The following is a 26788-nucleotide window of genomic DNA, read 5'->3' as shown; positions in this document are numbered from 1 at the left end:
ACATCACTTCACGCTACCCCTTATTCCATATGGGTTTTTCATGATCTTGCCCTGGATCAAGCGGCAGAACAGGAAGCAAAGGAACTTGCAAACCCAAATACAGCTTACGCTAGTCTCAATCTAAAGCTTCAGTATTCAGGTGGTTACGATGGTGGAGGAGATGCTTTCGCGACCGTATTACAGCCGACATTGCCGTTTCCCATGGATAATGGTGACAAAGTGATCTTCCGCCCGGCTATCTCTTATGTACAGAACGATTTCCATGTGGACACACCAGCAAGCTCGCAGCGTATGGATCAGTCAGGTTTACAAACATCTCATTTGATTTAGCTTATGCGCCTAAAAAGGAGGGCGGTACTATTGTCGCGTTCGGTCTCTTTGCTTCGTTGCCAACGGGCAGTAGTGACTTAACAGCGGATCAATTTGCTGTCGGACCAGAGTTTATGGTCGGGAAAGCGAGTAGCGAGCGAGTTGTCGGTATGTTCCCAAATCACTTGTATGGTGTTTCTGGAGACGGAGCCGACCATTCTGATACTCGAATCAACAAGACATCGACACAAGTGTTTTGGGTGGAGATATTAGGCGGAGGTTGGACGGTAGGTTCTGCGCCGACATTCTCGTATGACTGGAATAAGGATCAGGCGGAAATTCCGTTGAATATAAGCGTAAGCAAGACTACTGTGTTGAACGGACGTCCTTGGAAGTTTGGCATTGAAGCGAACTATTACCTTGAGAAAGACGAAGAAACGCGTCCAGATTTTATGTTGAGCTTTAATATCAGCCCAGTTGTGGAAAATAAACTGGCGTCTTTGTTCGATTAAGCCGTTATTTGAAATACAGTTTTAGAAACGAAAAAGGCTGAACGATCATCGTTCAGCCTTTGGTGTTATTGGATTAAGCGATTCTATTAACCAGCAGCAACTTGCATGATGAGGCCACAGATGTAAGCGCCGTATGTGCCGAGTGCGTAACCCAATACCGCCATTAGGATACCTACTGGTGCTAATGCTGGGTGAAATGCAGCTGCTACGATAGGAGCCGATGCTGCGCCGCCAACGTTAGCTTGGCTACCGACAGCCATGAAGAACAATGGTGCACGGATAAGCTTCGCCATCACAATCATTAGAATGGCATGGATAGTTAGCCATGTGATACCAATGAAGAAGTAGCCTGGGTTGTCTAAGATAGCCGTCACATCCATTTGCATACCGATAGTTGCAACTAGGATGTAGATGAATGCCGAGCCCACTTTAGACGCGCCACTGTGCTCAAGGCTACGTGTCGATTTGAAGCACGAAGCGATCAACGCGAACGTTGTTACCATAACGATTAGCCAGAAGAAGCCAGATGTAAGGCTGTATTTCGCAAGTTCTGGAGCATTCGTTGAGATCCATGGTGCGATTAGGTCACTGAAGAAGTGAGCAAGGCCTGTTAGACCAAAGGCAATTGCAGCGATCTTCATTAGATCGGTAGTAGTTGTTGGTCGAGCGTTCTCTTCTTGGTATTTAGAAACCGTCTCTTTTAGCTCTTCGATAGCTGATGTGTCTGCTTTTAGCCATGCATCAATCTTCTTCTGACGACCTGCCATGACAAGTAATACGGCCATCCAAATGTTTGCACAGATAACATCAACTGTAATCATTGCAGAGAAGAGTTGGTCATCAACCTCGAACACTTCTTTCATGGCGGCTTGGTTTGCACCGCCGCCGATCCAAGAGCCAGCTACTGTTGTAAGGCCACGCCATACATCGCCAGATACAAGGTCAGGGTTGACTTGGTCGATAATCAGAATCGCCAAAGGCCCACCAATGATGATGCCGACAGTACCCGTTAGGAACATGATGACGGCTTTTGAGCCAAGGCCGAAGATTTTGCGTAGGTCTGCTGAGATGATCAGAAGAACTAGTGCACTTGGTAATAGGTAACGACTCGCAACGAAGTACAGCTTAGAGTTTGACGCGTCGATGATGCCTAAACTGTTCAATAGAGAAGGAACAAAGTAACAGAGCAATAGACCCGGAACGAACGAGTAGAATTTTTTCAGTGCGCTATTTTGGCTACTTTCCGTGATAAATACACCGCCAAGAATAACAGCTAACATGCCCATTATTACAGCATCATTAGTAATCATTATTATATCTCCTTTAAGGTGAGCGCAAAGGTCTCACTTTTTGAATTGCAGGACTATACCGATAACTGCTAATCGTTACAAATTGTAACGATAGACATATTTTGAAATGTTTGTGTTAATTTTAATGGTTTAAGTGTGTGAATTCAGTGGGTTATTTATTTGTATTGTGAATGGTTTTATTGGATCTTTTACGGCGCATTTAGATATATGCAATGTAATTCAAGCCTTAGAGAGTGGTCGCTATGAATTGGGTGGATGCTTGAATGGCAGGAATGAGTGCATATATAGCCATGTTTATGGTGTGGTTTATGCAGGGTTGGAATGTTTCAATAATGTAAAAATTGAATCCACTTTTGCTATGTGGTCAGAAATTAAAAATTTTAGCTAGATCACACAAATCTCTCGGATTACGAGTTTCAGCAGCTGATACTTATGCTCATTTGACGTTTTGTAGGGGGGAGATGAAAGAAAAAGCGGCTTAAATAGCCGCTTTTGATGGTTGAATAGCATGGTCATCTAAAGCTGTAGCTTAGACTTCTGTTTAAGACTCGTCTTCCTCAAAGCCATCAGCATAGCCCTTCGGCGGAGGGGTCCAACCACGTTCAGAGCGAGAGTGCTTATCCGAACGGTCTTTCTTCATATCTTCTTTCATTGCTTCTTCAAGATGAATGAAGATTTGTCGGTAGTTGTTGTCGTAGCGTGGGTTCTCTTCCGCTTCAGACCAAGCTTGATAGAGCTTTTCAGACTTACGGCTTTCAACGCGTTGATACGTCGATTTTTGCTGTTCAACGAAGAATGGGTGATGACCCAAAGAGCGCAAGGCTTCTGCACCCATTTCAAGAGCAGAATGGTAGGTCTCTGATTCCACAAAGTCTGCACCTGCTTCTCGTAAGCGATAACTATGACCACGGTCGAATGCACGGGCTAAGATTTTCACTTTAGGGTAGGTGTGTTTAACGTATTTGACCAATTCAACGCTTGAGTCTTGATTATCGATTGCTACTACTAGCATCGCGGCTTCTTCGATTCCGGCGGTATGCAATGAGTCGTGACGTGTCGCATCACCAAAGTAAGATTTGATATTGATAGAGCGCAGCAAGTCTACTTGGTTCGCTTGGTGATCCAGAACCACCGTATTGACATCGTTCGACACCAACAAGCGGTTAACGATTTGACCGAATCGACCAATGCCCGCAATGATAACGGTACCTTTCTCTTCGATGGTATCTTCTTCGCGGTCGTTAGATTTTTGTTCGTAACGAGGAAGAATCACTTTATCAAATAGAATGAACAGCCCTGGTGTTAGGAACATTGAAAGTGCCACAACCAGCGACAATGTTTGAACGATGTCAGCAGGTAATACGTGGTTTTGAGCTGAGAAGCTTAGTAGTACAAAACCAAACTCACCGGCTTGCGCCAAGCTCAGTGTAAACAGCCAACGGTCACTGTTTTTGATTTTGAAGATCAATGCCAACGTAAATAGCACCAAGGCTTTAAGAAGCATAACGCCAAGAGTGAGGCCAATGATCAAACCAAAGTCGTTGAATAGAACATCAAAGTTGATGCCAGCACCAACGGTAATGAAGAACAAGCCAAGTAGCAGCCCTTTAAACGGGTCAATATTAGACTCAAGCTCGTGGCGGAATTCACTGTTCGCTAAAACCACACCCGCAAGGAAGGTACCCAAAGCCGGTGATAGGCCGACTAGGCTCATCAGTGCAGCAATACCAATCACCAACATCAGTGCGGTTGCAGTAAAGATTTCACGCAGGCCTGAGCTTGCCACGAAGCGGAACAGTGGACGACTCAAGAAGTGTCCGCCGACCACAACAATCGCAATAGATGCTGTGATCACAAGGCCATAAGCCCAACCGGGTAGGCCAGCAACAAGACTTAACTCTTCATGATGATCAGAGGCCGAAGCGACCGCGCTTTGTGCAGCTTCAATTAATTCTGGCAACGCTAATAGAGGAATGAACGCCAACATAGGGATGACGGCAATATCTTGGAACAGTAGGACTGAAAAAGCGTTCTTGCCGCCTTCTGTTTTGGATAGCCCTTTTTCGTTAAAGGTTTGGAGTACAATCGCGGTAGATGACAGCGCAAAGATCAAACCGATAGTTAAAGCAATCGTCCAAGGTTGACCAAAGAACTGTGCAATTCCCATCACGATAGCGGTCGTGCCACCAACTTGCAGGCCACCCAGCCCCATCAGTCGGTTTCTCATTGCCCAAAGCATCTTAGGCTCAAGTTCAAGGCCGACCAAGAACAGCATCATAACCACGCCGAACTCGGCAAAGTGTTGGATGGTTGTGGTCTCTTCACCCACTAAGCCGATGATTGGGCCAATCACAACACCAGCAATGAGGTAACCTAATACAGAACCAAGACCAAGTCTTTTGGCAATAGGCACGGCAATAACTGCTGCGACTAAGTAGATAAACGCTTGTAGAAAATATCCCGTCATTATTTAACCTCTGCCATTAGTTCTTCTACGTAGTGGTTGAGTTTTTCTGCTTTGCTGGCTTTCTTAATATTGATCTTGCCGGCAACCAAGGCCTGTAAAAGCGTTCTGTAGCTATCGACATGTTGTTGAATACGGTTTTCTTCTAAAGCGGTACGAGATCCAAAAAGCGCAAAAGGCGCAAGATAGTTCATCCCACATAAAGACGCGGTTTGTTCAATTGGGTGAAGCAGTTCTCGAATAGTGAAGTGGTTGTAGCCATCACTTTGGTAAGCATCCTTTTTACCGCCAGCAGTGATGCAACACAGTAAGCTCTTACCTTGTAACTCGTTGCCATCGGTTCCATAGGCGAAGCCATACTCTAGAACGAGATCTTGCCACTCTTTGAGAATTGCCGGTGTGGAGTACCAATATAAGGGGAACTGAAAAATGATGATGTCATGGTCCAATAGGCGTTTTTGCTCACGATCGATGCTGATCTTGAACGTTGGATATTCGGCATAGAGGTCGACGCACGTGACACCGTCAACGCGTTTTGCTTGCTCAAATAACGGTTTGTTTGCTTCAGAACGATGTTGAGAAGGGTGGGCGAATAGCACCAAGACTCGATTTTTCGACATATAGCCCTCTTTGTCCATTAACGAATAATATTTATTGGAATTATAGTTATACAATAATAGAAGAATGGTTGAACAACAACGAATTAGCCCATACTTCTTTGTTTAGATATGTGTGCTTTCTGCGTTTAATTATATAAGACACCAGTCATTTTGTGTCTTTCAGGCACAAGTAGCCGATGACTGAGTAAAACTAATTATTCACGAATAGTAAAAGCGAATGTGGGCATTTTATGTCACCGTTGGTGGGTAACGTAAATAATCCAATAACCCTACATAGAACGATAATGAATAAAGGAAAAACTATGAGCATGGACTTGCGTCAACAATGTGATTTGTTGCTTTCTGGTCATCTAGAACCGACACCAGCACAAACATTCGCTCAGATGGCTGAATGGTGTGAAACACACAATGTGAGCCATGATAGCTACGGTGATGGCGAGTTTATCGAGAGCTTTGAAAATAAGGTCGCAGAGCTGCTTGGTTATGAAGCCGCCGTGTTTGTTATTACCGGCACCATGAATCAACCCACAGCATTAGAAATTGCCTGCCAAGAGAAAAGAAACCCGGTAGTAGCGATGCATGAGTCGAGTCATATCATTCGCCATGAACGCCAAGGGTATCAGCTCCAAAATCGTTTCAACGTGCTTCCGGTCGGCAATGTATTTCGCACTTGGAATGTTGATGACTTAAAGGCATGGCCTGATGAGATTGCAGCCGCTCTTTATGAATTACCGATGCGCGAAATTGGCGGTCAATTGCCAGAGTGGGAAGAGCTTGAAGCTATAAAGCAATACTGCAAAGAACAATCGATTCACCTTCATATGGACGGTGCACGTTTGTGGGAATGCGGCGCGTATTATCAAAAGCCATACAGCGAGATTGCTCAGGGCTTCGATAGTGCTTATGTTTCGCTGTACAAAGGTCTCAATGGCCTTGGTGGTTCGTTATTGTTGGGCGATAAAGCCTTTGTCGCGAAAGCATCGGCGTGGATGAAGCGCCAAGGTGGCAATGTTTATCACCGAACGCCTTATGTGGTTTCAGCGGCAATGCAGTTTGATGAGCGATTAGAGCTGATGCCTGCTTTATACGAACGAACCAAACAGGTTTATCAAATCTTACAAGATTACCCTCAGTTTACGGTTAACCCACAACAACCGCAGGTCAACATGCTTCATCTCTATTTACCTGTGAGTTACGAAGACGGCATTATCGTGAGAGATAACATCGCGAAGAAACACAAGGTTTGGATAGGAAACCCAGCGATCAGCGAACTGCCAAATCAATGTAAGATTGAATGGTATGTAGGGGATAATTTACTGAATCTGCCTGATCATGAGCTGATCGACATTCTTGATTTTATTAACGAAGAGCTGATTTGATTAACGAAGAGCTGGCTGAAGAAGAACTGATCTAATTGGAACTGAAATGGATACAGGAAAGGGTTCTTATATCCATTTATATAGCTAGGATGTCCGGCTCTGTTACATATACTGGTTGATGTACACATCAACTAAGAACATGAACACTGGAACAGTGCTGAGAAGTCCGAAGAAGACGATTGGCACCCAGTTTTTCATTTTCTTTTTAGGTTGCTCAGTGTTATTCATAAATTCGGCCTTAAATTCGTTGTTGAGTCTGTTTAGCTTTTTGGTACTAAAAATCTAAGTGTATGGTATCAAATAAATGGGTTTAGCCCTATGTAGATTTAGAGAACCGTGGTGTATATCAATCACATAAAATGTAAGTGATTCATAAACGGTTCATAAAGGTTCAACAATAATGAACCTATTACAACAATCATTGCCTTACTCGGCATATTAAATAAATAGCATTCAAAGATTTGGAGAATACAGAATGAAAACAATAGGAAACATCATTTGGTTTCTGTTCGGTGGCGTATTTATGGGACTAGCTTGGTGGTTCTTCGGACTGCTCGCATTCCTAACCATCGTTGGTATTCCATGGGGTAGAGCATGTTTTGTTATGGGTAACTTCTCATTCTTCCCATTTGGTCAGGAAGCGATTTCGCGTGATGAGCTAACCAATGAAATGGACATCGGCACGAGCCCGCTAGGTGTGATTGGTAACGTTATTTGGTTCTTATTTGCGGGGATCTGGTTGGCGATTGGTCACATCATGTCAGCAGTAGCGTGTTTCATTACTATTATAGGTATTCCGTTTGCGATTCAGCACCTTAAGCTCGCGGTTATCTCATTGGCGCCAATCGGTAAAACCGTTGTCGACAAGCGTGAAGCAGAAGCGGCACGAGTAAGAAACTACAAGGGTTAAGACTACAGTTTAAGCCTTATATAGAACTGAAAAAGCACATCACATGATGTGCTTTTTTGTGCCTCGTTTTCTATCTAACGATGCCCCAATCTCACAAACACTCACTAGACATTGTTGAACAAGACTTCAAGCCTAAGGGTGATGTTGGCTTCTTCGGTGTGTTTCTCATGAGGTTCTCGTTCCCATTGATAACGAGGGATGAGTTCGTAGAACAGCCACTCTTTCCATACGTTTTGTCGGTAGGTAACCGAAACCTGAGCGTATTCGTAATGATTATGAGGCTCATCCGTTGCATTAATCGTGGCGCTATATTGAAGTGCTTGGTCTTGGGCAAGGTAGTGATACAAGGTTAGCCCTGTACCATAGTTCCAACCTTTAAGGTCGTCGTTATATCCTGCAAAGCTTGACCATCGAGCCAAGAAATCATCACTTAAAGAAAGATCAAAGTCGATGTCGGTGATCTCACCAGTCTCTTGTTTTTCTTGATATACACGTTGGGTCAGCCTGAATACTGCATCTGTGGTGAGCGGGTAGGTAAAACGATAGCGAGCCTCTATTCTTGGGCGTAACGTCGCTTTGATATTGAAACTACTGTAACCCTTGGCATAGGCGTCATAACGAAGGCCAAGTGCATTCTCTAACTCTTCAGAATCTTGTGGGAAGAAGTCTAAGAATTCTTCATCGCCAACAGACTCGTAGATTAGCTTAAGCCTTTTGCTGACAAAGGGTAAATGCAGGCGTGCGTTGAGCTTGGTGGAATAATCCACGTCACCGCCCTCAGAATAGATGAAATCATTATACCAACGTACAGAGGTTCCGGCTCTGGCGTCCTCGGTAATACGGTCATCCACAAAGAAGTTATCGAACCATATTGCGGGCTGACAAAACTTGCTGTTTAGGTAGTGGTAAGCTTTTTCGACGCGCGTGTCTTCTAACGGTTGGCTGTGACACTCATCCTGTTCCTCCGCGAAGGCAGAGTGGGAAACGAGCGATGCTAATAATGAGGAGTTAACTATCCAACGACTCAATGGAACCTGTTTGTCATTCTATGTATCAATAGTTTGACTATAACTAAGCAGTTATGACAATGCGACTTTTAAAGAGATTTATCTTAATCAGTGGCTATTCAAAACAGAGACTTGAATAACATATGGCAGGTAAAGAAAACGGGCTCAGTAGGTGAGCCCGTTTGTCGATAAGTTTATAAGTGACTTAATGGCAGATTACATTGCCGCTTCGAAAATCGCAGAGATTTCTTCGTGGGTCGCTTGTTTAGGATTAGTAAAACCACAAGCATCTTTTAGTGCGTTGTCAGACAGAGTAGGGATATCTTCTAGCTTCGCACCAAGTTGCGCGATACCTGTTGGGATGTTCACGTCATTTGCTAGTTGAACAATTGCTTCGATCGCAGCTTCTGCACCTTGCTCTGGTGACATACCTTCAACGTTAACGCCCATTGCTTTTGCAACATCACGTAGACGCTCAGGACAAACTTGCGCGTTGTAGCGTTGAACGTGTGGTAGCAAGATAGCATTACACACACCGTGTGGAAGATCGTAGAAGCCGCCTAGCTGATGCGCCATCGCATGAACATAACCTAGTGACGCGTTGTTGAACGCCATACCCGCCATGAACTGTGCGTAAGCCATTTGTTCACGTGCTTCAATGTCTTCGCCGTGCGCTACTGCCGTTCTTAGGTGAGCTTGTACAAGTTCAATGGCTTTAATCGCTACAGCGTCTGTAATTGGTGTCGCTGCGATAGAAACGTAAGCTTCGATTGCGTGTGTTAGCGCATCCATACCTGTTGCAGCAGTCAGTGATGCAGGCTTAGCAAGCATTAGTTCAGGATCGTTTACTGAGATAAGCGGTGTTGTGTGCTTATCAACGATCGCCATCTTAATGTGACGCTCTTCATCGGTGATGATGCAGAAACGTGTCATTTCAGATGCTGTACCTGCTGTTGTGTTGATAGCAATAAGAGGCATCATAGGTTTTTCAGACTGGTCTACGCCTTCGTAATCAGCAATCTTGCCGCCGTTAGAAGCAACTAATGCGATACCTTTTGCGCAGTCGTGTGGAGAACCACCACCTAGAGAAACAACAAAATCACAATCGTTGTCAGTCAGCAATTCTAGACCATCGTTCACGTTAGTGATGGTTGGGTTTGGTTGAGTGCCATCGAATACAACTGCGTCTACGCCGCGCTGGCTAAGAAGGTCTTGTACCTGCTTAACTACACCAATTTGATTCAGGATCTTATCTGTAACGATCAGACCTTTTTTAAAGCCTTGAGACTGGATGCTATCAGCAGCATCTTTCAAACAGCCAGTGCCCATGAAGTTGATTGTAGGGATGTAAAATGCAGTAGACATTGGAAAACTCCGTTAATTATGATTTTTAATTTCCTACATGTTGTCGGCATTCAAGTGGTCGACCATTGATCTGGAACAACTTTGAATTCGAACTACCACTTTGTGGCTAGTCGTTGTGATAGGGCTCATATAGCAATCGTTTTCATGGTTTTTGGCTGTGTTGATTGTCAGTAATAGATCGCGATAAATCGACTAAATTAGAGACAGTATGGAGCTCTATAACAATGAAAAATAAGGTTTTTCATTGAAAACTCTTCTAGTTAGGCTGGTGTCGACGTTTTATCTGAGTCATCGCTGCATTCAATTTCAGGTTCTTGTGACTCTTCAGAATCAAGCGTGTCTTCTGACTCCTCGTCATAGTATTTGACAAGAAAAGGGGTAAGCATGACAGACGATGGTAAAAAGTGCTTCATAGTACCTCCCGGTACCTAAGTGTATTTATTGTATGGTATTGGTTTAATATGTGGCAAAATTTGCGATACATCATGACTTGTGGCTTGTTTTCTATAAATTATTAGATTTATATACAGGCTCACAGATTTACGAGTAAAGTGATTGCCAGCCTACAAGGCGAAGAGAAAAATTAAGCAAAACTACGATAAAAACAAACACAGCACTGCTCAACAACGCGAATAACAGGACAGAAAATGAAGTACGATTGGATATTCTTTGATGCGGATGAAACCTTGTTCCACTTTGATGCTTTTCAAGGAATGAAGCTGATGTTCTCCCGTTTTGGTGTGGACTTTAGTGAACAGGATTATTCGGTTTACCAAGAGGTTAATTTACCACTTTGGGTAGATTATCAAGATGGCCGCATTACGGCAGCTCAACTGAAGCACGCGCGTTTTGAAAGCTGGGCAACAAAGTTAGAGACAACAACAGCAGAACTAAACAGTGCATTTTTGACCGCAATGGCGGATATCTGTTCTCTGCTCCCAGGTGCAAAAGAGTTGATGGAGTCTTTAAAAGGCAAAGTGAACATGGGTATCATCACGAATGGGTTTACCGAGCTGCAATCTATACGTTTAGAACGCACAGGCATGACAGATTACTTTGACCATGTGATCATCTCTGAAGAAGTCGGTGTCGCGAAACCAGACGCTGAAATCTTTGAACATGCACACAAGCTTGTTGGCTTACCAGCAAAACAACGCGTATTGATGGTCGGAGATAACCCGCATTCAGATATTTTAGGCGGCTTGGATTTTGGTATTGAGACGTGTTGGTTGAACAGCCAAGAGAAAGCAGCACCAGCAGGTATTAACCCTCATTATCAAGTTAAGTCTTTAGCTGACCTGCAAGCTCTGTTATTGGCATAATTGCTTTTAGATTTTTGAGTGAATGATTGATAGCCGAGTGCAGTTATGTGCTCGGCTACTTATTTTTACCTACTGTAAGTTATCGATAGTGGTGCTTAAGTCTATCTTTGCTTTAAGCTCGCTTTGATTACCCAATGACAATAAAGAAAAGGAAGAGGTGTGTTTAAATCTCATCGCCATAGCTGCTACGGCATTGCTGCCATTCTACTTTGGAGCTGCTTAATCGCGCTGTCTCGAAGCGTATCTGAACAACTGGGCCCAATCGGTGGTGCGGCCAGCCTTTACACGGTAAGTGCGCTGTTGTTGATCTGTGTTATGGGTCTACCAAAGCTGTCACGCTTTTCTAAGTCTTACTTGCTGATTGGCGGCGCCTTGTTCGTTTGTTATGAGATCTTCTTGGCTTTGGCGTTGGGAATGGCAAACAATAGACATCAAGCCTTGGAAATGGCTGTCATCAACTACTTATGGCCAGCACTGACGGTGTTATTTGCGGTGCTGCTGAGCGACAAGAAAATTAACTGGTTGGTTTACCCAAGTATCTTCTTGGCCTTCTTTGGCGTCGCTTGGAGCATCAGCGGCGATCAGGGGCTTTCTGTTGAACAAATCGCTGCCAATGTTGCTACTAACCCAAAAACTTATTCAATGGCGTTTTTCGGCGCGATTATTTGGGCGGTTTACTGTAATTACACTCAGAAAGTGGCGAAAGGGCAGAATGCGATTGTGTTGTTCTTTATCGCAACGGCAATCACCTTGTGGATCAAATACGCATTGAGTAACGAAACCGGCATGGTGATGACAACCAGTGCTGCGATTGACTTAGTGTTGGCAGGCGTGTGTATGGGCGCAGGTTACGCGCTTTGGAATACAGCGATACTTGGCGGCAATATGGTCTTCTTGGCGACCATGTCGTATTTCACGCCTATTTTTGCGACCTTACTGTCTTCTATTATTTTGGGTTTGTCATTGAGCATGACGTTTTGGCAGGGCGTTTGTATGGTAACGATTGGCTCTTTAGCTTGCTGGTGGGTAACCAGAGACAAAAAGCCGACGGTTACGGCGTCGGCTTCTAAAAAGGTTCAATCAGAGTCTTAGTCAGCGAGAGATTGATTGGTTAGCTCTTGGTTCTTAACTCTCGACTCTTAACTCGCGATATTGAGATTCAATTGAAGCTCATAAGGCATCTTCGATAAGCGTCGCTTAAGTTGGCGGCGCGTACGTTCAATATCATCGACCGCAATCGCTTGTTGGTCGTTGGTATGAATATCAACATTGATTCGTAATTCTGGACCAACCTTAGTCACACCCATCAGCTCCAAATCTTGCTCCGCTTCTTTGTCTACCGCGACAACGTTCTTATCTACCGCATCACAAATATCTTTGTTTGCCGACATCATAAGCAGTTCGCGCATGGCTTCACGTAACATGTCGAAAGGAACTTTGATGAAGTAGAAAGACATTAGCAACATCATCATTGGGTCGGCATACACTGCGTATTCTGCAAGCGGAGAAAAAGTAATTAACCAAGCCGCTACGAAACCCGCTGTTACCGCTACACTCAGTAGCGTATCCATCTGCCACTGCTTAGATTCAGCCTGAATCAGACCTGAAGAAATACGTTTGCTCTTATTCGCGATGTACCACCAAGCGTAACCACAACCCAACACGTTGAAAATACCAAACAGAGTTGCGATAGAAGCATCAACTTCACGGCCACCCGTCATTAGGGCACCAATCGCAGAGTAAAGTGAATAACCAACCACAAGAAGAATCACAACGGCTTTAATCGCAATCACAATCGGCTCGATGATAGCTCGACCAAACGGGAACTCAGTGTCCGAAGGGCGATTGATGTATTTCGAGGCTGCTAGTGACAATAAAGTTAACAGTAAGCTGATAAGAGAATAGACACCGTCAAATACTATGACCAGAGAGCCAACGAGAAGACCCAACACCAATCCGCCAATTGCGAAGCCTGATGCTAAAAGGGCTGAGAACAATAGTACTCGATTTTCGTTTTGGCTTTTCCTGTCACACATAATATTTTCCAGATGTTTTTGATAACTTCATTGTTCTAATAATGAGCTAACTTTACAAACTTTATCTGATGATGTTTATATGTCTTATTTAATTCGAACATATAAATCAATAAAATTCAGTGACTTAAGATCAGGGTGTGGTGTCAATAAAGTTGACGTTGAGTGTTTTTTGGTGATGGTGTGCAACTGAAATAGGATCGTTTATGATTAATAAAACACATTAGTCGCTAAGGTCTTATTGGTCTTCTAGATTTGACTGCGACTGCGATGGACAAGGAGTGAATCAATATGAAGTTTGACGATATCAGTGATAACGAGTTGTGGGTGATTGCTAACCCGATTATGGATAATCTGATGGACGGTTCAACCAAGGTCGATCATGAACAGCACTGTCGAGACTTTACTCAAAGGATGAAAGACATTGTTACGCCGGAATATTTAGAAAAGGTGTGTCACCATTATCAGCACAGTAATGGCTTTTTTGCTGAGCGAGAGCAAGTCGCGCTGTTTAGACGTTCAGACTCCATCGCTTTTGTGTGGAAACAAGCTTACACCATCGCCAAAGGCGAGTTTGTCGCCGAAATGGTATTGGTTGAAGAAGACGGACGCTACTTAGTGGATCACGTGATGGTTTTCTAGAGCAAGACTTAAGTATGGAGTAAAAGTCGTCCGTCTAGAAATCAAACAAATAATCACTAAGCTGGTCGGCCAACCAATTCATTCCTGGGTGCTCTGCCATGCCAGCCGCGGTAAACATACAGTAGTCTTCTTGTGTTAAACCGTAGGTGTGTTTGATCACGGCAAGCTCTTGTTCACGCAGTAAATGGCGAATCAATGGCTCAGGCATTACGCCCCATGCTTCTTCACGTAGAATCGTATCCAACATAAAGTCGAAGCTAGAGAAGCCAATGTAACGACGCGAGAAGGGCTCAAGCTCAGGATTATCCTTTTCATTAAGATAAACCATGGTTGCTTGCATCGAATTTCTCAGTACTTCATCAGACACTCGTCGCATCGCACTCAAATCATGTCCTTTCTTACATACAGACATCATTCGAATCTTACCAAGCGGGTTGTAGATAATTCTTGGGTCATCGACGCGTTCGTAATCGACACCAAATGCGAAGTCGACTTGCTGAGTTTCAACTAGGTTAGCTAAGTCACCGCTCGATGCGAGAACGAAGTTGAATGAGGTAGAAGGGTACTTGTTATTTAAGGCGTGAGATAAGTCCTGCCACATTTCATCGGGTAGGGAGTCATCTCGTGCTATCCAAATTTCTGCGTTGAATTCGCCCGAAACATGCAAGCAGGTTTGTTTAATACGCGCGGCTGTCACCAACATGCCTTCGCAATCTTTGTAAATCGCTTTACCCGCTTCTGAAAGCTCAACGTGGTTTCCGCTGCGGACGAACAGCTCGACATCTAACTCTTTTTCCAAGGCTTTAATCGACATGCTGAGTTTGGTTCGGTTGCATTCTAACTGGCGTGCAGCTTCAGAAACTGATCCTAAATCAGCAACGGAACAAAAGGCTTGGACTTGAGAAAGGTTCATTTCATTTCCATATTGAGCGGGGGTCGGTGCATATTATCTGAATATTGTGCTGACTATCTTAGAAATAGTCCATCTTTGCATGATAACTCTATGACGAATTGACTAATTTGGTTTACTCTGGGGAAGTTCCGAACCTACAAGAAGTAAAGATGGAGGCCATGATGGCGAAACAATGGGACGAATACGCCGTTGATTGGGATAAAGATCCCGCAACTGCAGTATTCGCACAATCCGTATTTGACCAGTTAACACAGCTCGTTGATTTAAACGGAACCCGTGTCCTTGATTTTGGTTGTGGTACAGGACTACTCAGCCAGAAAATATCTCCTTTAGCAAAAGAGATCATCGCACTTGATATCTCTGAAGGGATGATTGAAGAGTTAGATAAGAAAGAGTTACCTAACGTTGAACCGGTAGTTGATATTTTATCGCGCGGACTTGCAGCGCAGCATCCAGCATTCAGAAACCAGTTTGACCTAGTGGTAGCCTCTTCGGTGTGTGGTTTTATCCCGAACCTACAAGACACAGTCAGTCTGATTTACACGCTGCTTGAAAACGACGGTACGTTTGTACACTGGGATTGGTACTTGGAAAGCGACAGTGAAGACTACGGTGTAAGCCAACAGCGCTCAGAAAATGTATTGAGTGCAGCGGGCTTTGCAGTCGTTGAAGTCTCTACACCGTTCTCGATTGACACTCCACAAGGAGAGTTAAAGGTATTAATGGGTGTTGGACGTAAACAAGCGCTTCCAGATCTGTAATCGTGTGTATGCCTTGAGCTAGCATTCAGAATGCTCATTTAAACTACTAAACCCACATTAACGACTCTAACGTCAGTTATGTGGGTTTTCTCTTTTTGGCGCTATCGTTTTAAACAGAACGAATTAGCGCTTTCTCATTTCTTCACTACTAACTCTGGTTTCTCTATTTCTCTGTTTCTCATCTCGCTCATAGAAAACTCAACACCGCTAATTTACAAATTATTTATTTCCATTTTGGAAATGTAGTCTTGCATACATTTCATTAGTGGAAATATAACGGTGAGATATAAAATAAGCCCATAATAACATTAAGGGTTTAATCATGAGCCACCAATCTGCGTCATCTACTTCTTCACCACTTTCAGAGCAACAACAACGCTTTAGCAATATCATTTCAGATGCCAACCTGTCAGCAAAACAGAAGTCGAGCTATCTTGCCTTAGAAGCTGAAGCCAGCCTGCCGTATATGCCGGTAAGCAAAGAAGTAGAGCAAGCCTTACAACAAGGTGTGCTGTGTGACATGTTTGAAGGACACGCCCCATTTAAGCCGCGCTATGTACTTCCAGATTATTCTAAATACTTACATCAAGGCTCAGAGTATTTAGAGCTTAGCGCGGCAACCAACTTCGATGAAGCATTGAACATGCTTACCATCCTTTACCACCATGTTCCTTCTGTGACTTCAATTCCGGTTTACCTAGGTCAGTTGGATGATGTGTTGATGCCTTTCGTGGGCGACTTAACAGAAGAGCAGGTATACCAAAAGATTAAGCTGTTCTGGATCATGTTGGATCGCACACTGCCAGACGCCTTTATGCATGTGAATATCGGCCCGACAGACAACATTATCTGCCGTACGATTTTACGTGTAGACGCTGAATTGAAGCAGATCGCGCCAAACTTAACCTTTATGTACGACCCAGCCGTGACACCTGATGATCTACTTCGTCATGCGGCGAGCAACATCTGTGAATGCAGTAAACCACATATTGCAAACTATCCAGCGCATGCCGAGGCTTACGGCGATAAGCGTTTTGGTATTGTGAGCTGCTACAACTCTCTGCCGTTAGCGGGTGGTTCAAACACCTTGGTGCGTATGAACCTTAAGCAAGTGGCGTTGAAGTCTGAGGACAGTGCTGATTTCTTACAACAAGTATTGCCGAACTACAGTGGCATCATGGTTGAGTTGATGAACGTTCGAAGCCGCTTCTTGCATGAAGAGTCTAACTTCTTCGAAGGCTTCTTAACCAAAGAAGGTTTGATCGAAGAGGATCGCTTTGCGCCAATGTTTGGTATTTACGGCATGGCGGAAGCAGTCAACATCTTGTTGGAGAAAGAAGGTCAAGCAGGGCGTTATGGTCACGATGAACTGGCGAATCAGCTTGGTCACCGTATCTCCGAAAAACTGGCTGAGATCGTTGAACGCTCTGAAGTGAAATATGGATTAGAAGGTAAAGCTCTGCTGCATGCTCAAGGCGGTATTAGCTTAGATGAAGATGTGACGCCGGGTGTCCGTATTCCTTATGGTACCGAACCGGATCCTGTCTCTTACGTTCGTGCAACCGCGGGTCACCATAAGTTCTACACCTCGGGCATCAGTGACATTCTGACCATCGACGAAACAGTGAAATCTAACCCTGAAGCGATGTTTAACCTGTGTAAAGGCGCGATTCAAGCGGGTTACCGAGAGTTCACGGCTAACGTTGCATCAAATGATTTGGTTCGTGTCACGGGTTACATGATTAAGTTATCTGACATTGCCAAATATGACGAGCAAGGCTCACGCACCAATACCACCTTTTTAGGTGCCGAAGCTGCGAAGAACACGGGCATATTAGAGCGTAAACCACGCGTGGCGAGTTTAGAGATGTCGCCGACATACGAATAGCTTTAACGTGCGTGCGTTATGTGTATGGTGCGTTTCGAATACGAACAATGTGAATTATGAAAATTTCTGATCTAACAACTCAAATGGCTAGGGTTAAAAATAATAAGACAGAAAAACAAGCGAAGGTCAGCCGTGTGCTGACCTTTTCTTGTGTTGATGGACCGGGAAATCGCCTAGTGCTGTTTCTACAAGGGTGCAATTTCGATTGTATAACCTGCCATAACCCACACACTATTAATCACTGTAACCATTGCGGAGAATGCATTAGCGGCTGTCCAAGCCGTGCTTTAAGCATGGTTGATGGCAAAGTGAAGTGGGACCCAGCAGCTTGCACCAACTGCGATAAGTGCATTGATATCTGCGACCATAAGTCGAGCCCGAAAATTACCACAATGACGGTCTCAGAGGTTCTGGAGCTTGTCAGGCATAATCAGTTTTTCTTGAGTGGCATTACCGTTTCTGGCGGTGAAGCGACCATGCAGTTGCCGTTTATCATAGAGCTGTTTCAAGCGATTAAACGTGATCCACAGTTAGCGCATCTCACGTGTTTTATTGATAGTAATGGTTCGCTGTCACTTCAAGGGTGGGACAAGGTGTTGCCTTATCTTGATGGCGCGATGATTGACCTAAAATCATGGCAATCGGAAACACATCAATGGTTAGTGGGTAGAGGTAATCATAGGGTGTTTGAAACCATTAACTACTTAGCAGATAAAGGAAAACTGCACGAAGTTAGGTTGCTACATATCCCAAATAAAAGCGATCTTGAGGACGAAATTGAACAAGTGGGGCGTTACTTAAAGACTCTACCAAGTGATGTTCGAATTCGACTCAATGCGTTTCAGCATCATGGTGTCATTGGCGACGCGTTAGATTGGCCGAAATGCACCGAAAAACAGATGCAGAGCTTTCACGATAAGCTCTACACCATAGTTCAAAGACCGATGCAAACTCCTGAGGTTTATACCTAGTCTTTAGATTTCTTAGGCGGTCAATCAGGCTTCTAAGAACGTTAACTTTCTAAAGATATTAAGTCTCTAAAAATATTAAGCTTCTAAAAACAGGTCACACAACCATTTGATCGCTTGATCATTCATGTTGGGTTTATTCCACACCAAGCTGTACGCCACCTTACCGTAATCAAAAGGCAAGGGCTTGCTCACTAAGCCCTGAGCTTGTTTAGCATGCTCAGCCCACTGTTTAGAGCAAGTGAACAGGAAAGGTGTGTGGTGACACAACACAGCCGCAGCGCCGAAGTCCGCGACCGAAATAGCCATCTCTCTTGGCTTATGGCGTTGCACTAAGCTTTGTTCAAAGTAAGGCTGTGACAGTTCATTATCTAAGATGCCAATGTGCTTGTAGTTTAGGTAACCCTCTACCGTCAGCTCTTGCTGTGCGAGCGGGTGGTGAGCACCCATCAAACAAACCATTTCATCTGGAAGAATTGTTTCCCAAACCAGCTCTTTGTTATCGGTCGGCGGCTGAGATATATCATGAGGCAACAAGATCAAATTGACCTTGCCACTGAGTAAAGCATCGAAGCCGAGCTGTTGTTTCGAATAGATGTTGAGCTTCGCGCTTGGCGCCAGTTCAGTGGTAATTTTACTGATCTTTGAGGCAAATACTTCGAAAGTACTTTCACGCATCGAAAGTGAAAAACTGCCTTGGTACTCTTGAGGGGTAAAACTCTTTTGATGAAGCAGTCCATTCATGCTTGAAAGAATTGCGTGAACAGTGGGCGCTATCTTCAGAGCAAAGGGAGTCGGGATAAGCTTGGTACCATCTCGATAGAAAAGCTCATCATTCAGGATGTCACGCAACTGAGACAGGGTTTTGCTTACACTCGAAGGGCTGACACAGAGTTGCTCTGAGGTCTGAGTGACGCTGTGGGTGTTCAGCATAATATGAAGCGCAGTGAGGTGCTTAAGGCTCACCCTAGATAAGTGTAAGTAATCCATTTATGACTCACGCATTCAGATTGGCTTGTGATTTTGCATGAACGACAAAATCGAACAAGCCAAATTGGATAAAGGTTATTTACGAGCTAGCTTATGGTGCGCTCGTGAAAAGTGGCCTGCGCAAAATGCGCCCACAATCGATAGTTCACCCGCTAAACACAGTGCAGCACAAACTTCAGCTAGGGCTTGTGATTTACCGTTACCATGCAGCCCAAGTAAATCTAAACAGGCTTTTTGACTTGGCAAGCCAGTACCACCGCCGACAGTCCCCACCATTAGGTTAGGCAGTGTCACGCTAGCGTATAAACCGCCTTCTTTGTTGAGTTCCATACGCGTCATACCAATCGCTGACTCGGCGACACAGGCCGCGTCTTGGCCACAAGCGATGTAAAGTGCCGCCAGTGCATTCGCATAATGGGCGTTGATACCGATAGTGCCGCTCAAAGCGCCACCGACTGTGGTCATTTGGCCAAACTGGACCATCTTCTCTGGTGTCGTGTGTAGGTACTTCGCGACAAGCTCTGCAGGGATATTAACCTCAGCAGTTACCTTTTTGCCACGAACGCTGCGCAAGGTTTGGGTATTGGCTTTCTTATCGCCTGACAAGTTGCCATCAAGGAAAGCATGGTCAGGCTTAACTGGCGTATTTTCGATGATGTACTCAAACACGGCATTGGTTGCGATGGTCACCATATTCTGACCAGAAGCGTCTCCGGTTAGAAATTCGAACACCAAGTAAACATGGTTACCTTCGATGTTGATATTAATGTCGGTCAGCTTGCCGTGTGATGTTGTTGATTCTGCCAAGATCTTGAACTGGTCATACTGAGTCACAGCCCAAGCCACAAACTGTCCGGCTTCAACTAATCCTTGAAATGCAAAGCCAGGAGTACGTGTTACGCCTTCATTGAGCAACATAGCACTTGCGCCACCACAAGCCGTAATCAGCTTAGAACCACGGTTATAAGACGCGACAAGCGCAGCTTCTGTGGTCGCGAGTGGTACGAGGTAATCGCCCGTAGCAAATAGGCCATTGACTCTTAAAGGGCCAGATATTCCCACAGGGACTTTAACGGTGCCAATAAAGTGCTCAATGTTTTTCTCATAAGCTTGGATCTGATTTTGTGTATGAGGGTCGAGGAGCTCTTGTTGAGAATCTGAATTGTCGAGAGCTGTCCAGCGACGTGCTAGATTTTTTTCTGTCAGATAGGGGCTAGGAGTCAGCTTATTTACTGGCTTTTCAAAATGAGGCTGAAGCTTTTTTTCTAATGCGTCTGCGGAGATGTCGCCTCCTAAAATAGAAACATAGTCACGGCGATGCAGATTTAGTTTTGGCATAAATAGTATGAAGTAAAGTTTGTGCAGCAAATTGGTTTGCGCTGATTCTACCGAGTAATAAACCAGAAACAAGCGCCTGATATAATGAGTTACAGTTTGTGTGGTTGTTGAAGCAAAAAGCAGCGAAGTTTCGCGAAATATAGGCTGTATTTGAGCGAAATTTAGATATGAATGTCGAGAAGGCTACCGATGGCTTCGTTTTGACGATCAACCACACTTGCACCAACGCGGTTATAACTTGCGCTTTGTGTCAGTTTAATCAAGGAATCGGTTGAAGATGAAGCAGGTTCAGGTTCTTTGTCTTTAAAGGAAATGGCTTGTTCAGGCTCTATTTGATTAAAGCTGAGATCGCTAGCTTCGAAAGTGTCGTCGGATTCTAGAGCGTGTTTGGAGGCTTGGTTGAGCTCGATTGCGGCTTCTTCAGCCATGTTGGTGGATTGCTGAATAATGGCGTAACCAGATTGAATACCAGATATCGACATATCAGAACCTTTTATTGACGTATGAAATGAGTCTAGGCGGACGATATTTTGAGCGCAATGGTGAACAGATGAAATTTACGGTGAAAATGTGAACTTAAGCTAAAATAGTGATGTCTGTCTATTAACTGAACAGGTCATTTAGCGCGTTTAATTCTTCATCAGTAAGCAAAGAAGGCTTCTCTGTTTCAAGGTTGCCGTCGATCTCACCCTGAAGTGCTTTTAATTGTTGTGGGCTAAGAAGCTGTATTTGCTGCTTAAATGCTTCAAATTGCTGTGTATTCATAGTGTGACCTTTGTTCAAATCAATATGCTCTTTAGAGCATAGTCTACTGATTCAGGAAATCAAACAAGATTAAGTGAATTTTAAATGATGTTTGAAGTTTCTTGAAACTAAGACAACTATAAATTCCTGTGGTCGTTTTTTGTCCGAGAAATGTTAGGAAAAGTTAAGGCTTGGTCAATCAAAGTCAGAAAATTCCTACAATGTAAAAACGCCTTCAACCCTTGTGGCACAAGGGTAGGTAAGTAATTTCTCTACCCAATTAGGGGTATGGGTAAAGCAATGTATAAATATTTGTGATGATCAAAAGATAAGCAATTGGCGTTATCTTTTTGTTTTTACGGTATTTTGTTTGTTGCTCAAGAAGCTTCTGTTTCAAACGACTTGTCGATCTTAACCTTAACTGCAAACTTGGTCGCTAAGGTATGCAGTTCTGGAAGCATTCGATAGATCAAATGGAGCTGTTGTAGAACCATTTTGACAGAATTCTCATCTTCTTCTCGCCATTCACTCAAACGTTTATCCAGCTCCGGGTCATAAGCGTTTTTCACTTCACAATGCTCTTTATGAGAATAGAGTTGATCATTTAGAGCGTCGAGATGCTGGTGGATTACTCTGTGCGCATCTAGCACCAGTTTGTGTGTCGCTTCATCATCAATACGCGTTCTGTGAGCACCCAGAGCCGAGATATAGCTAAGTAGAGCATGATTGAGTGTTAAGAATCGGAAGCTCTCATCTTCAGAGGTGCGGTACTTACCCGGTTCAACCAACATGCTACTGATCGCGGCAGTCAGGTTTGCATCATTATTATGCGCACTACGTCGAGCGATACGATAGTTTAGGCTATCTTTCTTACCGACACGGTATTGGCCGATGATCTGAGCGAGATAGTTCTTATTGGAATCGAGCGCATTCGCCATCACTTTGTGCAGTCGCTTCGACTGCCAATCAGGTAACACATAAATGACAGCAAGCACGGCGAGAGCACAACCAATAAAGGTATCCGCTAACCTTGGCAATACTACCGCGTAGCCTTCACCTAATTGGTTAAAGCAGAAGAGCACAAGCAGTGTGATAAAGCCGGTCGCAAACCCGTAGTTATTGATTCGAAACGCAAAGAACATCACGCCACTGATCACAATGAACACTAATTGGCTCTCTTGCGACGGGAAGAAAGTCAGTAACGGTACTCCGATCAATAAGCCTGCGACCGTGCCAATGACACGCGCCGTCAGTTTTTGACGGGTTGCACTGTAGTTTGGCTGACACACAAACAGTGTCGTCAGTAGAATCCAATAACCTCGTTCGATATCAAAACCCTGGATAATCCCGTAGCCCAGCGTCAAAGTGATCGCCATGCGAATCGCGTGGCGGAATAGCATAGAATCGGTGTGCAAGTTAGCTTTGATCTTGTGCCACATTGCCGTCAAAGTATGAGGGTTGGTATCGTTCAATACACCTTCTTCAATCTTCTCTGCATCTGGGTTGCTGATATTTGAGAGCTGTTTTTCAACGGTTGCTAGGTTATTGAATAAGTAATCCAACTGGTTCAGCAGTGATTTCCACTCTGGGTTGTTCTGTTGGTGCAGATGATTAAGCGAAGACATCAACTCATCGAGTGCTAATACAGACTTGTCACCATGCTGGTATTCAGCGCCAACTTTCAACGAGCTCGCCACTTCTTTACACGCTGTTGCCTGCGCTTCCAGTAGATACTTAAATCGAAACAACACGTCAGAGCGTTCAAAGTGTTTTGCCAGCTCTTGATAGCGGTAGTGGGTAGAGCTCACGCGTTCATGAATGTCTTGTGCGATGAAATAGGTGTTAAGAAATCGGTCACTAGGGCCGTCAATGTGTCCGCGCTTAGAGCGATTAAGCAGCGTCGCTTTACACATGTTGAGTGCGTTAACGGTACTCGCGTTGAGTTTGGCTTCAATGATTCGGTGTGGCTGGGGAATCAAGTCAGAAACGGGGTAGAAGAGTTCCGCTTTTGAATCGATGTAGTTACCGATTTGATCGAATACCGTGGCTAAGTTTTGCTGCACGGGTTGCATTGGCCACACTATCTGCCAAATCATCGACATGAAGTAGTACCAAGCGGCGCCAGTTAACAGTAGAAGCGGTTGAAACCAAAGGTTGGTGCTCTCGTGTGCACCAAGCATGGTATAGATGGCAACCAAGAGAGAACCAAACGCGATACTCGCGTATTTAGGGCCAATTGCCCCGAGAATGATAAAAGAGAAGGTTGAAACAAAAAGCCCGATCGCGAACAGCCAAGGCGTATCGAAGAGAAGCTCAATAGAGAAAGCCGCAACGGCGAAACAGATAAAGGTCAGCGTGAGTGCTTTCAAGCGCCCGGTAAAGCTGTCATCACTTTCCGCAAGAGCCGCAGCAATAACGCCTAAGATCAAAGGCGTGATCAGTGTGTTTTGTCCATAATACCAAGCAGGCACCACCACGCCGAGCAGAGTGATGAGAATTAATACGCTGTAATTTATGGTTTTATTCGCCCAATAGAGGCGTAATTTGGCTGAAAAGTCCACAGTCGCTCACTTGACACACTAAAAACCATAATCCTAACAGAAATCAAGCACAAGAATTTGATACTTATCCATAATTGCCCGTAGGTGGTCATGAAAGCGTCGATAAGATATGAGATATTATTAATTCTCATTGCATCATGATATAAATTCAATATTCCCAATTAAGAGCACACTCCAATGCAGCTAAGCGCTAACAAGACTGCACAGTTTTTTATTCAAAATGAATATCATCAGGTTGAACTTGATGGTCCACGCTTGCTGTTATCTTCAGTAGGCAGTGAAGAGCGTATCCCATTTACTATTTGGAGTGGCAAGATCGCGATAAAGCGCGGATTGTTCTGGGGATCGCTACAATTTTTTGCTAATCAACAAGATGGAACACAGTGCAGTTGGTTAGTACAAGGCTTACCTTGGGATCAATGCCGTCAATTTGCACGCGCGTCAGTTAGTGCTTATCAGAAGTGGCACGACACTCAATGTGAACAATTGGCTGAACACGTACCTCAGTGGGAAGCTGAATTAACACGTCTTGAGCAATTACCAGCCTTTCTACCGCATTCTAAGGTCAACACTTGGGTTGATATGGTCAACTCAGGCTTAGAGAGTATGACAATGACGCTAGAAGAGGCCGCACAACGCATGCCAAACCGCATCGCAAGAATGCAGCCATGGTTATCTGAAACGGAAATCAAGCAAGCTGAAAGAAACCAGCAATGGCTAGAGACCGAGCGAAAAAACTGGGAAGTGTTGTTTGCGCAATGTGAGTCGTCACCACTGAACTTATCGCAGCAATATGCGGTGTTGATGAATGATGATCACAACCTTATTTTAGCGGGTGCAGGCTCGGGTAAAACCAGTGTTCTAACGGCTCGCGTCGCGTATTTACTGCAAAGCCATCAAGCTCAAGCTGAAGAGTTGCTATTGCTCGCTTTTGGTCGTGAAGCGGCAGAAGAGATGAAGCAACGTCTCGACAGCAAAATTGGTTTATCAGCAGAGAAGGTGCAAGTCAGCACTTTCCACCAGTTGGGTTTAAAGATACTGAATCAAGTTGAACCCGAACGTGTGGTTATTTCTCCTTTAGCGCTCGATGACAACCAACGCCAAGCATGGTGCATTGATTGGTTGAAGAAGCACTGGATGACACCGACCAACTTTAAACGTTGGCAAAAGCATTTGTCTAAATGGCCAATCGCTTATTTAACCGGTGACGATGAGCTTGGTAGCCACGTTTCAAACCTCAAATTGATCGGTTGGCTTGAAAAGCAGCTAGAACAGTTGAATGCGTCGGGTTTAACCAAAAAAGAAGTACAGCAACAGCTGATTGATCACCGAGACTATACGCGCCTCAACAGCGAGCTTTCACTGTGTTGGCCATGTGTAACCGCGTGGCAAAAGGAGCTGAAAGAACAGAATCATATCGACTTCTCAATCATGATCAGCCGAGCGACTCAGTATGTCGAGAAGGGCAAGTTTATCTCACCTTGGAAGTTCATCATGATCGATGAATACCAAGATATCTCACCTGATCGTCTTGCCTTGGTTGAAGCACTGTGTAATCAGTCTAAAGCCGAGCATCAAGCCTCTATTTTTGCAGTAGGCGATGACTGGCAGTCGATTTACCAGTTTGCAGGTGCGGATGTGGATTTGACCACGGGCTTTAAGGATCGTTTTGAAAGCTCGACCATTCATCACCTAGATACGACTTACCGCTTTAACAATCAGTTAGGTGCGGTGGCTAATCGCTTTGTACAAGAAAACCCAATTCAGATTCCGAAAGAACTGAACAGCTTCAAGCAACAGAAGCAGAAGGCGGTGTACAGTGCGCCAAGTAAAGAAGTTGAGAAGATTCTTGATCAACTGAACCGTCAATCCAAAGGCAAAACCAATAAATCGGTGCTGCTACTTGGACGTAATCATTACCACAAGCCAGAGTTGTTGGAAGACTGGAAGAAGATCTTCACTTCCATTGATATCAAGTTCATGACTTGCCACGGCAGTAAAGGTAAAGAGGCGGACTTTGTCATTATTCTTTGTGTTGACGAAGGACAGTTCCCGACCAAGAAGAAACAGCTGCATATTGATGGCGCATTGACTGAATCATCAGACGCGTTCCCTTATGCTGAAGAGCGTCGTTTATTCTATGTAGCAATGACGCGGGCAAAAGAGAAAGTATGGATCACGCACAGTGGCGACGGCTCTGGCTTTGTGCAGGAGCTGCATGGTTCTGATTACCCAGTTGTTCGTAAAAAGTGATGTTACTTGACTTGATTGTCTAAGATTAGATCTTCAATCCCTGCCCTAATATCACAAGTCAGACGCATAAAGCATAAGGAATTTGCTATGGAACACGGCTCTATTAACTACATTGAATTTGCTGCGAAAGACATCTCAGCAACTAAGGCGTTTTTCAGCCAAGTGTTTGGTTGGAGCTTTGAAGACTATGGCCCTGAGTATTCTGCTTTTGAAGGCAAAGGCTTAATGGGCGGCTTCTATTTGGCGGATCTGGCGTCGAATACGGATAATGGCGCGGCACTGATGGTTTTCTATAGCCAAGATCTTGAGCAAACTGAGCGCGATGTGATTGATGCTGGTGGTCAGATAAACCGTGAGATCTTTAGCTTTCCCGGTGGCAGACGTTTCCATTTCAGAGAGCCAAGTGGCAACGAGATGGCAGTGTGGAGTGATAAGTAGAGACTCACTACACTGTTTATGATTGAACTGTTTAATGTCTGAAACGAGACATAAAAAAGCC

At 44.4% G+C, this 26788-nt stretch carries 24 protein-coding genes and 1 pseudogene; 11 read left to right on the top strand and 14 right to left on the bottom strand.

Translation table 11 applies throughout. From position 1 onward, the window contains the following. A pseudogene (locus AB6E52_RS12005) lies at positions 1-821 on the top strand (hypothetical protein); the annotation flags it as partial. An 86-nt stretch (positions 822-907) separates the two neighbouring features. Here the strand turns inward: AB6E52_RS12005 and AB6E52_RS12000 are convergent. From AB6E52_RS12000 to AB6E52_RS11990, 3 genes are all read right to left on the bottom strand, one after another. After that, positions 908-2131: a DUF819 domain-containing protein gene (locus tag AB6E52_RS12000; protein ID WP_102319829.1), complete on the bottom strand. Its 1224-nt coding sequence runs from the start codon at positions 2129-2131 to the stop codon at positions 908-910. A 541-nt stretch (positions 2132-2672) separates the two neighbouring features. Further along, positions 2673-4598 carry a monovalent cation:proton antiporter-2 (CPA2) family protein gene (locus AB6E52_RS11995; RefSeq protein WP_102319830.1) on the bottom strand — a complete coding sequence of 642 codons (1926 nt, stop codon included), beginning with the start codon at positions 4596-4598 and terminating at the stop codon, positions 2673-2675. Continuing rightward, complete coding sequence (locus AB6E52_RS11990) at positions 4598-5215, bottom strand: NAD(P)H-dependent oxidoreductase (RefSeq protein ID WP_102319831.1); 618 nt, start codon at positions 5213-5215, stop codon at positions 4598-4600. Before AB6E52_RS11990 ends, AB6E52_RS11995 begins: the two co-directional genes overlap by 1 nt. Positions 5216-5517: 302 nt before the next feature. On the opposite strand from AB6E52_RS11990, the gene AB6E52_RS11985 reads away from it, so the two are divergent. Beyond that, complete coding sequence (locus AB6E52_RS11985; protein WP_102319832.1) at positions 5518-6594, top strand: low specificity L-threonine aldolase; 1077 nt, start codon at positions 5518-5520, stop codon at positions 6592-6594. Positions 6595-6696: 102 nt separating this feature from the next. Here AB6E52_RS11985 and AB6E52_RS11980 read toward each other — a convergent pair whose 3' ends face one another. Next, entirely contained in the window at positions 6697-6822 is a 126-nt protein-coding gene (locus AB6E52_RS11980) for a hypothetical protein (protein ID WP_017060906.1), read from the bottom strand. A 247-nt stretch (positions 6823-7069) separates the two neighbouring features. Between AB6E52_RS11980 and AB6E52_RS11975 the strand changes: the two genes are divergently transcribed. Then, complete coding sequence (locus AB6E52_RS11975; RefSeq protein ID WP_004730224.1) at positions 7070-7504, top strand: YccF domain-containing protein; 435 nt, start codon at positions 7070-7072, stop codon at positions 7502-7504. Positions 7505-7608: 104 nt separating this feature from the next. Here AB6E52_RS11975 and AB6E52_RS11970 read toward each other — a convergent pair whose 3' ends face one another. From AB6E52_RS11970 to AB6E52_RS11960, 3 genes are all read right to left on the bottom strand, one after another. After that, positions 7609-8532 (bottom strand): hypothetical protein, encoded by a 924-nt coding sequence (locus AB6E52_RS11970; protein WP_029235256.1) that lies wholly within the window; start codon positions 8530-8532, stop codon positions 7609-7611. A gap of 195 nt (positions 8533-8727) precedes the next feature. Next, entirely contained in the window at positions 8728-9876 is a 1149-nt protein-coding gene (gene yiaY, locus AB6E52_RS11965; RefSeq protein WP_017069430.1) for an L-threonine dehydrogenase, read from the bottom strand. 260 nt (positions 9877-10136) lie between these two features. Continuing rightward, positions 10137-10289: a hypothetical protein gene (locus tag AB6E52_RS11960; protein ID WP_017060903.1), complete on the bottom strand. Its 153-nt coding sequence runs from the start codon at positions 10287-10289 to the stop codon at positions 10137-10139. 234 nt (positions 10290-10523) lie between these two features. Between AB6E52_RS11960 and yjjG the strand changes: the two genes are divergently transcribed. Beyond that, positions 10524-11198 carry a pyrimidine 5'-nucleotidase gene (yjjG, locus tag AB6E52_RS11955; RefSeq protein ID WP_065584585.1) on the top strand — a complete coding sequence of 225 codons (675 nt, stop codon included), beginning with the start codon at positions 10524-10526 and terminating at the stop codon, positions 11196-11198. Between the two features lie 159 nt (positions 11199-11357). Next, positions 11358-12290 carry an aromatic amino acid DMT transporter YddG gene (gene yddG / locus AB6E52_RS11950; RefSeq protein ID WP_102319833.1) on the top strand — a complete coding sequence of 311 codons (933 nt, stop codon included), beginning with the start codon at positions 11358-11360 and terminating at the stop codon, positions 12288-12290. Between the two features lie 47 nt (positions 12291-12337). Here yddG and AB6E52_RS11945 read toward each other — a convergent pair whose 3' ends face one another. Further along, entirely contained in the window at positions 12338-13234 is an 897-nt protein-coding gene (locus AB6E52_RS11945; protein WP_017064786.1) for a cation diffusion facilitator family transporter, read from the bottom strand. Positions 13235-13522: 288 nt separating this feature from the next. On the opposite strand from AB6E52_RS11945, the gene AB6E52_RS11940 reads away from it, so the two are divergent. Beyond that, positions 13523-13873, top strand: coding sequence for a hypothetical protein (locus tag AB6E52_RS11940; protein WP_052880051.1), 351 nt, complete (start codon positions 13523-13525; stop codon positions 13871-13873). A gap of 34 nt (positions 13874-13907) precedes the next feature. Here the strand turns inward: AB6E52_RS11940 and AB6E52_RS11935 are convergent, their stop codons facing one another. Further along, positions 13908-14786: a LysR family transcriptional regulator gene (locus AB6E52_RS11935; protein ID WP_016797108.1), complete on the bottom strand. Its 879-nt coding sequence runs from the start codon at positions 14784-14786 to the stop codon at positions 13908-13910. A 161-nt stretch (positions 14787-14947) separates the two neighbouring features. Here AB6E52_RS11935 and AB6E52_RS11930 point away from each other — a divergent pair, with 161 nt between their 5' ends. The 3 genes from AB6E52_RS11930 to AB6E52_RS11920 all read left to right on the top strand — a co-directional run bounded on the left by AB6E52_RS11930 (position 14948) and on the right by AB6E52_RS11920 (position 18406). Next, positions 14948-15547 carry a class I SAM-dependent methyltransferase gene (locus tag AB6E52_RS11930; RefSeq protein WP_017064785.1) on the top strand — a complete coding sequence of 200 codons (600 nt, stop codon included), beginning with the start codon at positions 14948-14950 and terminating at the stop codon, positions 15545-15547. Positions 15548-15869: 322 nt separating this feature from the next. Beyond that, positions 15870-17435, top strand: coding sequence for a YjjI family glycine radical enzyme (locus AB6E52_RS11925; RefSeq protein ID WP_102319834.1), 1566 nt, complete (start codon positions 15870-15872; stop codon positions 17433-17435). 56 nt (positions 17436-17491) lie between these two features. Beyond that, positions 17492-18406 carry a YjjW family glycine radical enzyme activase gene (locus AB6E52_RS11920; RefSeq protein WP_102319835.1) on the top strand — a complete coding sequence of 305 codons (915 nt, stop codon included), beginning with the start codon at positions 17492-17494 and terminating at the stop codon, positions 18404-18406. Positions 18407-18481: 75 nt separating this feature from the next. Here the strand turns inward: AB6E52_RS11920 and AB6E52_RS11915 are convergent, their stop codons facing one another. From AB6E52_RS11915 to yccS, 5 genes are all read right to left on the bottom strand, one after another. Beyond that, positions 18482-19393 (bottom strand): LysR family transcriptional regulator, encoded by a 912-nt coding sequence (locus AB6E52_RS11915; RefSeq protein ID WP_102319836.1) that lies wholly within the window; start codon positions 19391-19393, stop codon positions 18482-18484. A 75-nt stretch (positions 19394-19468) separates the two neighbouring features. Further along, on the bottom strand, positions 19469-20731 hold the full coding sequence (locus tag AB6E52_RS11910) for a hydroxymethylglutaryl-CoA reductase (RefSeq protein WP_102319854.1): 1263 nt from the start codon (positions 20729-20731) through the stop codon (positions 19469-19471). Positions 20732-20892: 161 nt separating this feature from the next. Next, complete coding sequence (locus tag AB6E52_RS11905; RefSeq protein WP_017060893.1) at positions 20893-21213, bottom strand: hypothetical protein; 321 nt, start codon at positions 21211-21213, stop codon at positions 20893-20895. A 121-nt stretch (positions 21214-21334) separates the two neighbouring features. Beyond that, positions 21335-21520 (bottom strand): hypothetical protein, encoded by a 186-nt coding sequence (locus AB6E52_RS11900; protein WP_029235859.1) that lies wholly within the window; start codon positions 21518-21520, stop codon positions 21335-21337. Between the two features lie 332 nt (positions 21521-21852). Then, on the bottom strand, positions 21853-24036 hold the full coding sequence (yccS, locus tag AB6E52_RS11895; protein ID WP_102319837.1) for a YccS family putative transporter: 2184 nt from the start codon (positions 24034-24036) through the stop codon (positions 21853-21855). A gap of 177 nt (positions 24037-24213) precedes the next feature. Between yccS and helD the strand changes: the two genes are divergently transcribed. Both helD and AB6E52_RS11885 read left to right on the top strand, forming a co-directional pair. Beyond that, positions 24214-26289 carry a DNA helicase IV gene (gene helD, locus AB6E52_RS11890; protein WP_102319838.1) on the top strand — a complete coding sequence of 692 codons (2076 nt, stop codon included), beginning with the start codon at positions 24214-24216 and terminating at the stop codon, positions 26287-26289. An 87-nt stretch (positions 26290-26376) separates the two neighbouring features. Then, positions 26377-26727, top strand: a complete 351-nt coding sequence (locus AB6E52_RS11885; protein ID WP_017060889.1) for a VOC family protein — start codon at positions 26377-26379, stop codon at positions 26725-26727. Positions 26728-26788: the final 61 nt, after the last annotated feature.

Source organism: Vibrio sp. 10N.247.311.13 (assembly GCF_041467595.1).
Classification (GTDB): domain Bacteria; phylum Pseudomonadota; class Gammaproteobacteria; order Enterobacterales; family Vibrionaceae; genus Vibrio; species Vibrio crassostreae_C.
This window is presented reverse-complemented; position numbering and strand designations above follow the sequence as displayed.

Bases quoted from the DNA above. Each gene is read 5' to 3' on its own strand.
- AB6E52_RS11910 (WP_102319854.1), bottom strand. From the start codon at position 20,731: ATGCCAAAACTAAATCTGCATCGCCGTGACTATGTTTCTATTTTAGGA.
- helD (WP_102319838.1), top strand. From the start codon at position 24,214: ATGCAGCTAAGCGCTAACAAGACTGCACAGTTTTTTATTCAAAATGAA.
- AB6E52_RS11915 (WP_102319836.1), bottom strand. From the start codon at position 19,393: ATGGATTACTTACACTTATCTAGGGTGAGCCTTAAGCACCTCACTGCG.
- AB6E52_RS11980 (WP_017060906.1), bottom strand. From the start codon at position 6,822: ATGAATAACACTGAGCAACCTAAAAAGAAAATGAAAAACTGGGTGCCA.
- AB6E52_RS11920 (WP_102319835.1), top strand. From the start codon at position 17,492: ATGAAAATTTCTGATCTAACAACTCAAATGGCTAGGGTTAAAAATAAT.
- AB6E52_RS11905 (WP_017060893.1), bottom strand. From the start codon at position 21,213: ATGTCGATATCTGGTATTCAATCTGGTTACGCCATTATTCAGCAATCC.
- yjjG (WP_065584585.1), top strand. From the start codon at position 10,524: ATGAAGTACGATTGGATATTCTTTGATGCGGATGAAACCTTGTTCCAC.
- AB6E52_RS11990 (WP_102319831.1), bottom strand. From the start codon at position 5,215: ATGTCGAAAAATCGAGTCTTGGTGCTATTCGCCCACCCTTCTCAACAT.
- AB6E52_RS11985 (WP_102319832.1), top strand. From the start codon at position 5,518: ATGAGCATGGACTTGCGTCAACAATGTGATTTGTTGCTTTCTGGTCAT.
- AB6E52_RS11925 (WP_102319834.1), top strand. From the start codon at position 15,870: ATGAGCCACCAATCTGCGTCATCTACTTCTTCACCACTTTCAGAGCAA.
- AB6E52_RS11945 (WP_017064786.1), bottom strand. From the start codon at position 13,234: ATGTGTGACAGGAAAAGCCAAAACGAAAATCGAGTACTATTGTTCTCA.
- AB6E52_RS12000 (WP_102319829.1), bottom strand. From the start codon at position 2,131: ATGATTACTAATGATGCTGTAATAATGGGCATGTTAGCTGTTATTCTT.
- AB6E52_RS11930 (WP_017064785.1), top strand. From the start codon at position 14,948: ATGGCGAAACAATGGGACGAATACGCCGTTGATTGGGATAAAGATCCC.
- AB6E52_RS11935 (WP_016797108.1), bottom strand. From the start codon at position 14,786: ATGAACCTTTCTCAAGTCCAAGCCTTTTGTTCCGTTGCTGATTTAGGA.
- AB6E52_RS11995 (WP_102319830.1), bottom strand. From the start codon at position 4,598: ATGACGGGATATTTTCTACAAGCGTTTATCTACTTAGTCGCAGCAGTT.
- AB6E52_RS11940 (WP_052880051.1), top strand. From the start codon at position 13,523: ATGAAGTTTGACGATATCAGTGATAACGAGTTGTGGGTGATTGCTAAC.
- AB6E52_RS11885 (WP_017060889.1), top strand. From the start codon at position 26,377: ATGGAACACGGCTCTATTAACTACATTGAATTTGCTGCGAAAGACATC.
- yiaY (WP_017069430.1), bottom strand. From the start codon at position 9,876: ATGTCTACTGCATTTTACATCCCTACAATCAACTTCATGGGCACTGGC.
- AB6E52_RS11960 (WP_017060903.1), bottom strand. From the start codon at position 10,289: ATGAAGCACTTTTTACCATCGTCTGTCATGCTTACCCCTTTTCTTGTC.
- AB6E52_RS11975 (WP_004730224.1), top strand. From the start codon at position 7,070: ATGAAAACAATAGGAAACATCATTTGGTTTCTGTTCGGTGGCGTATTT.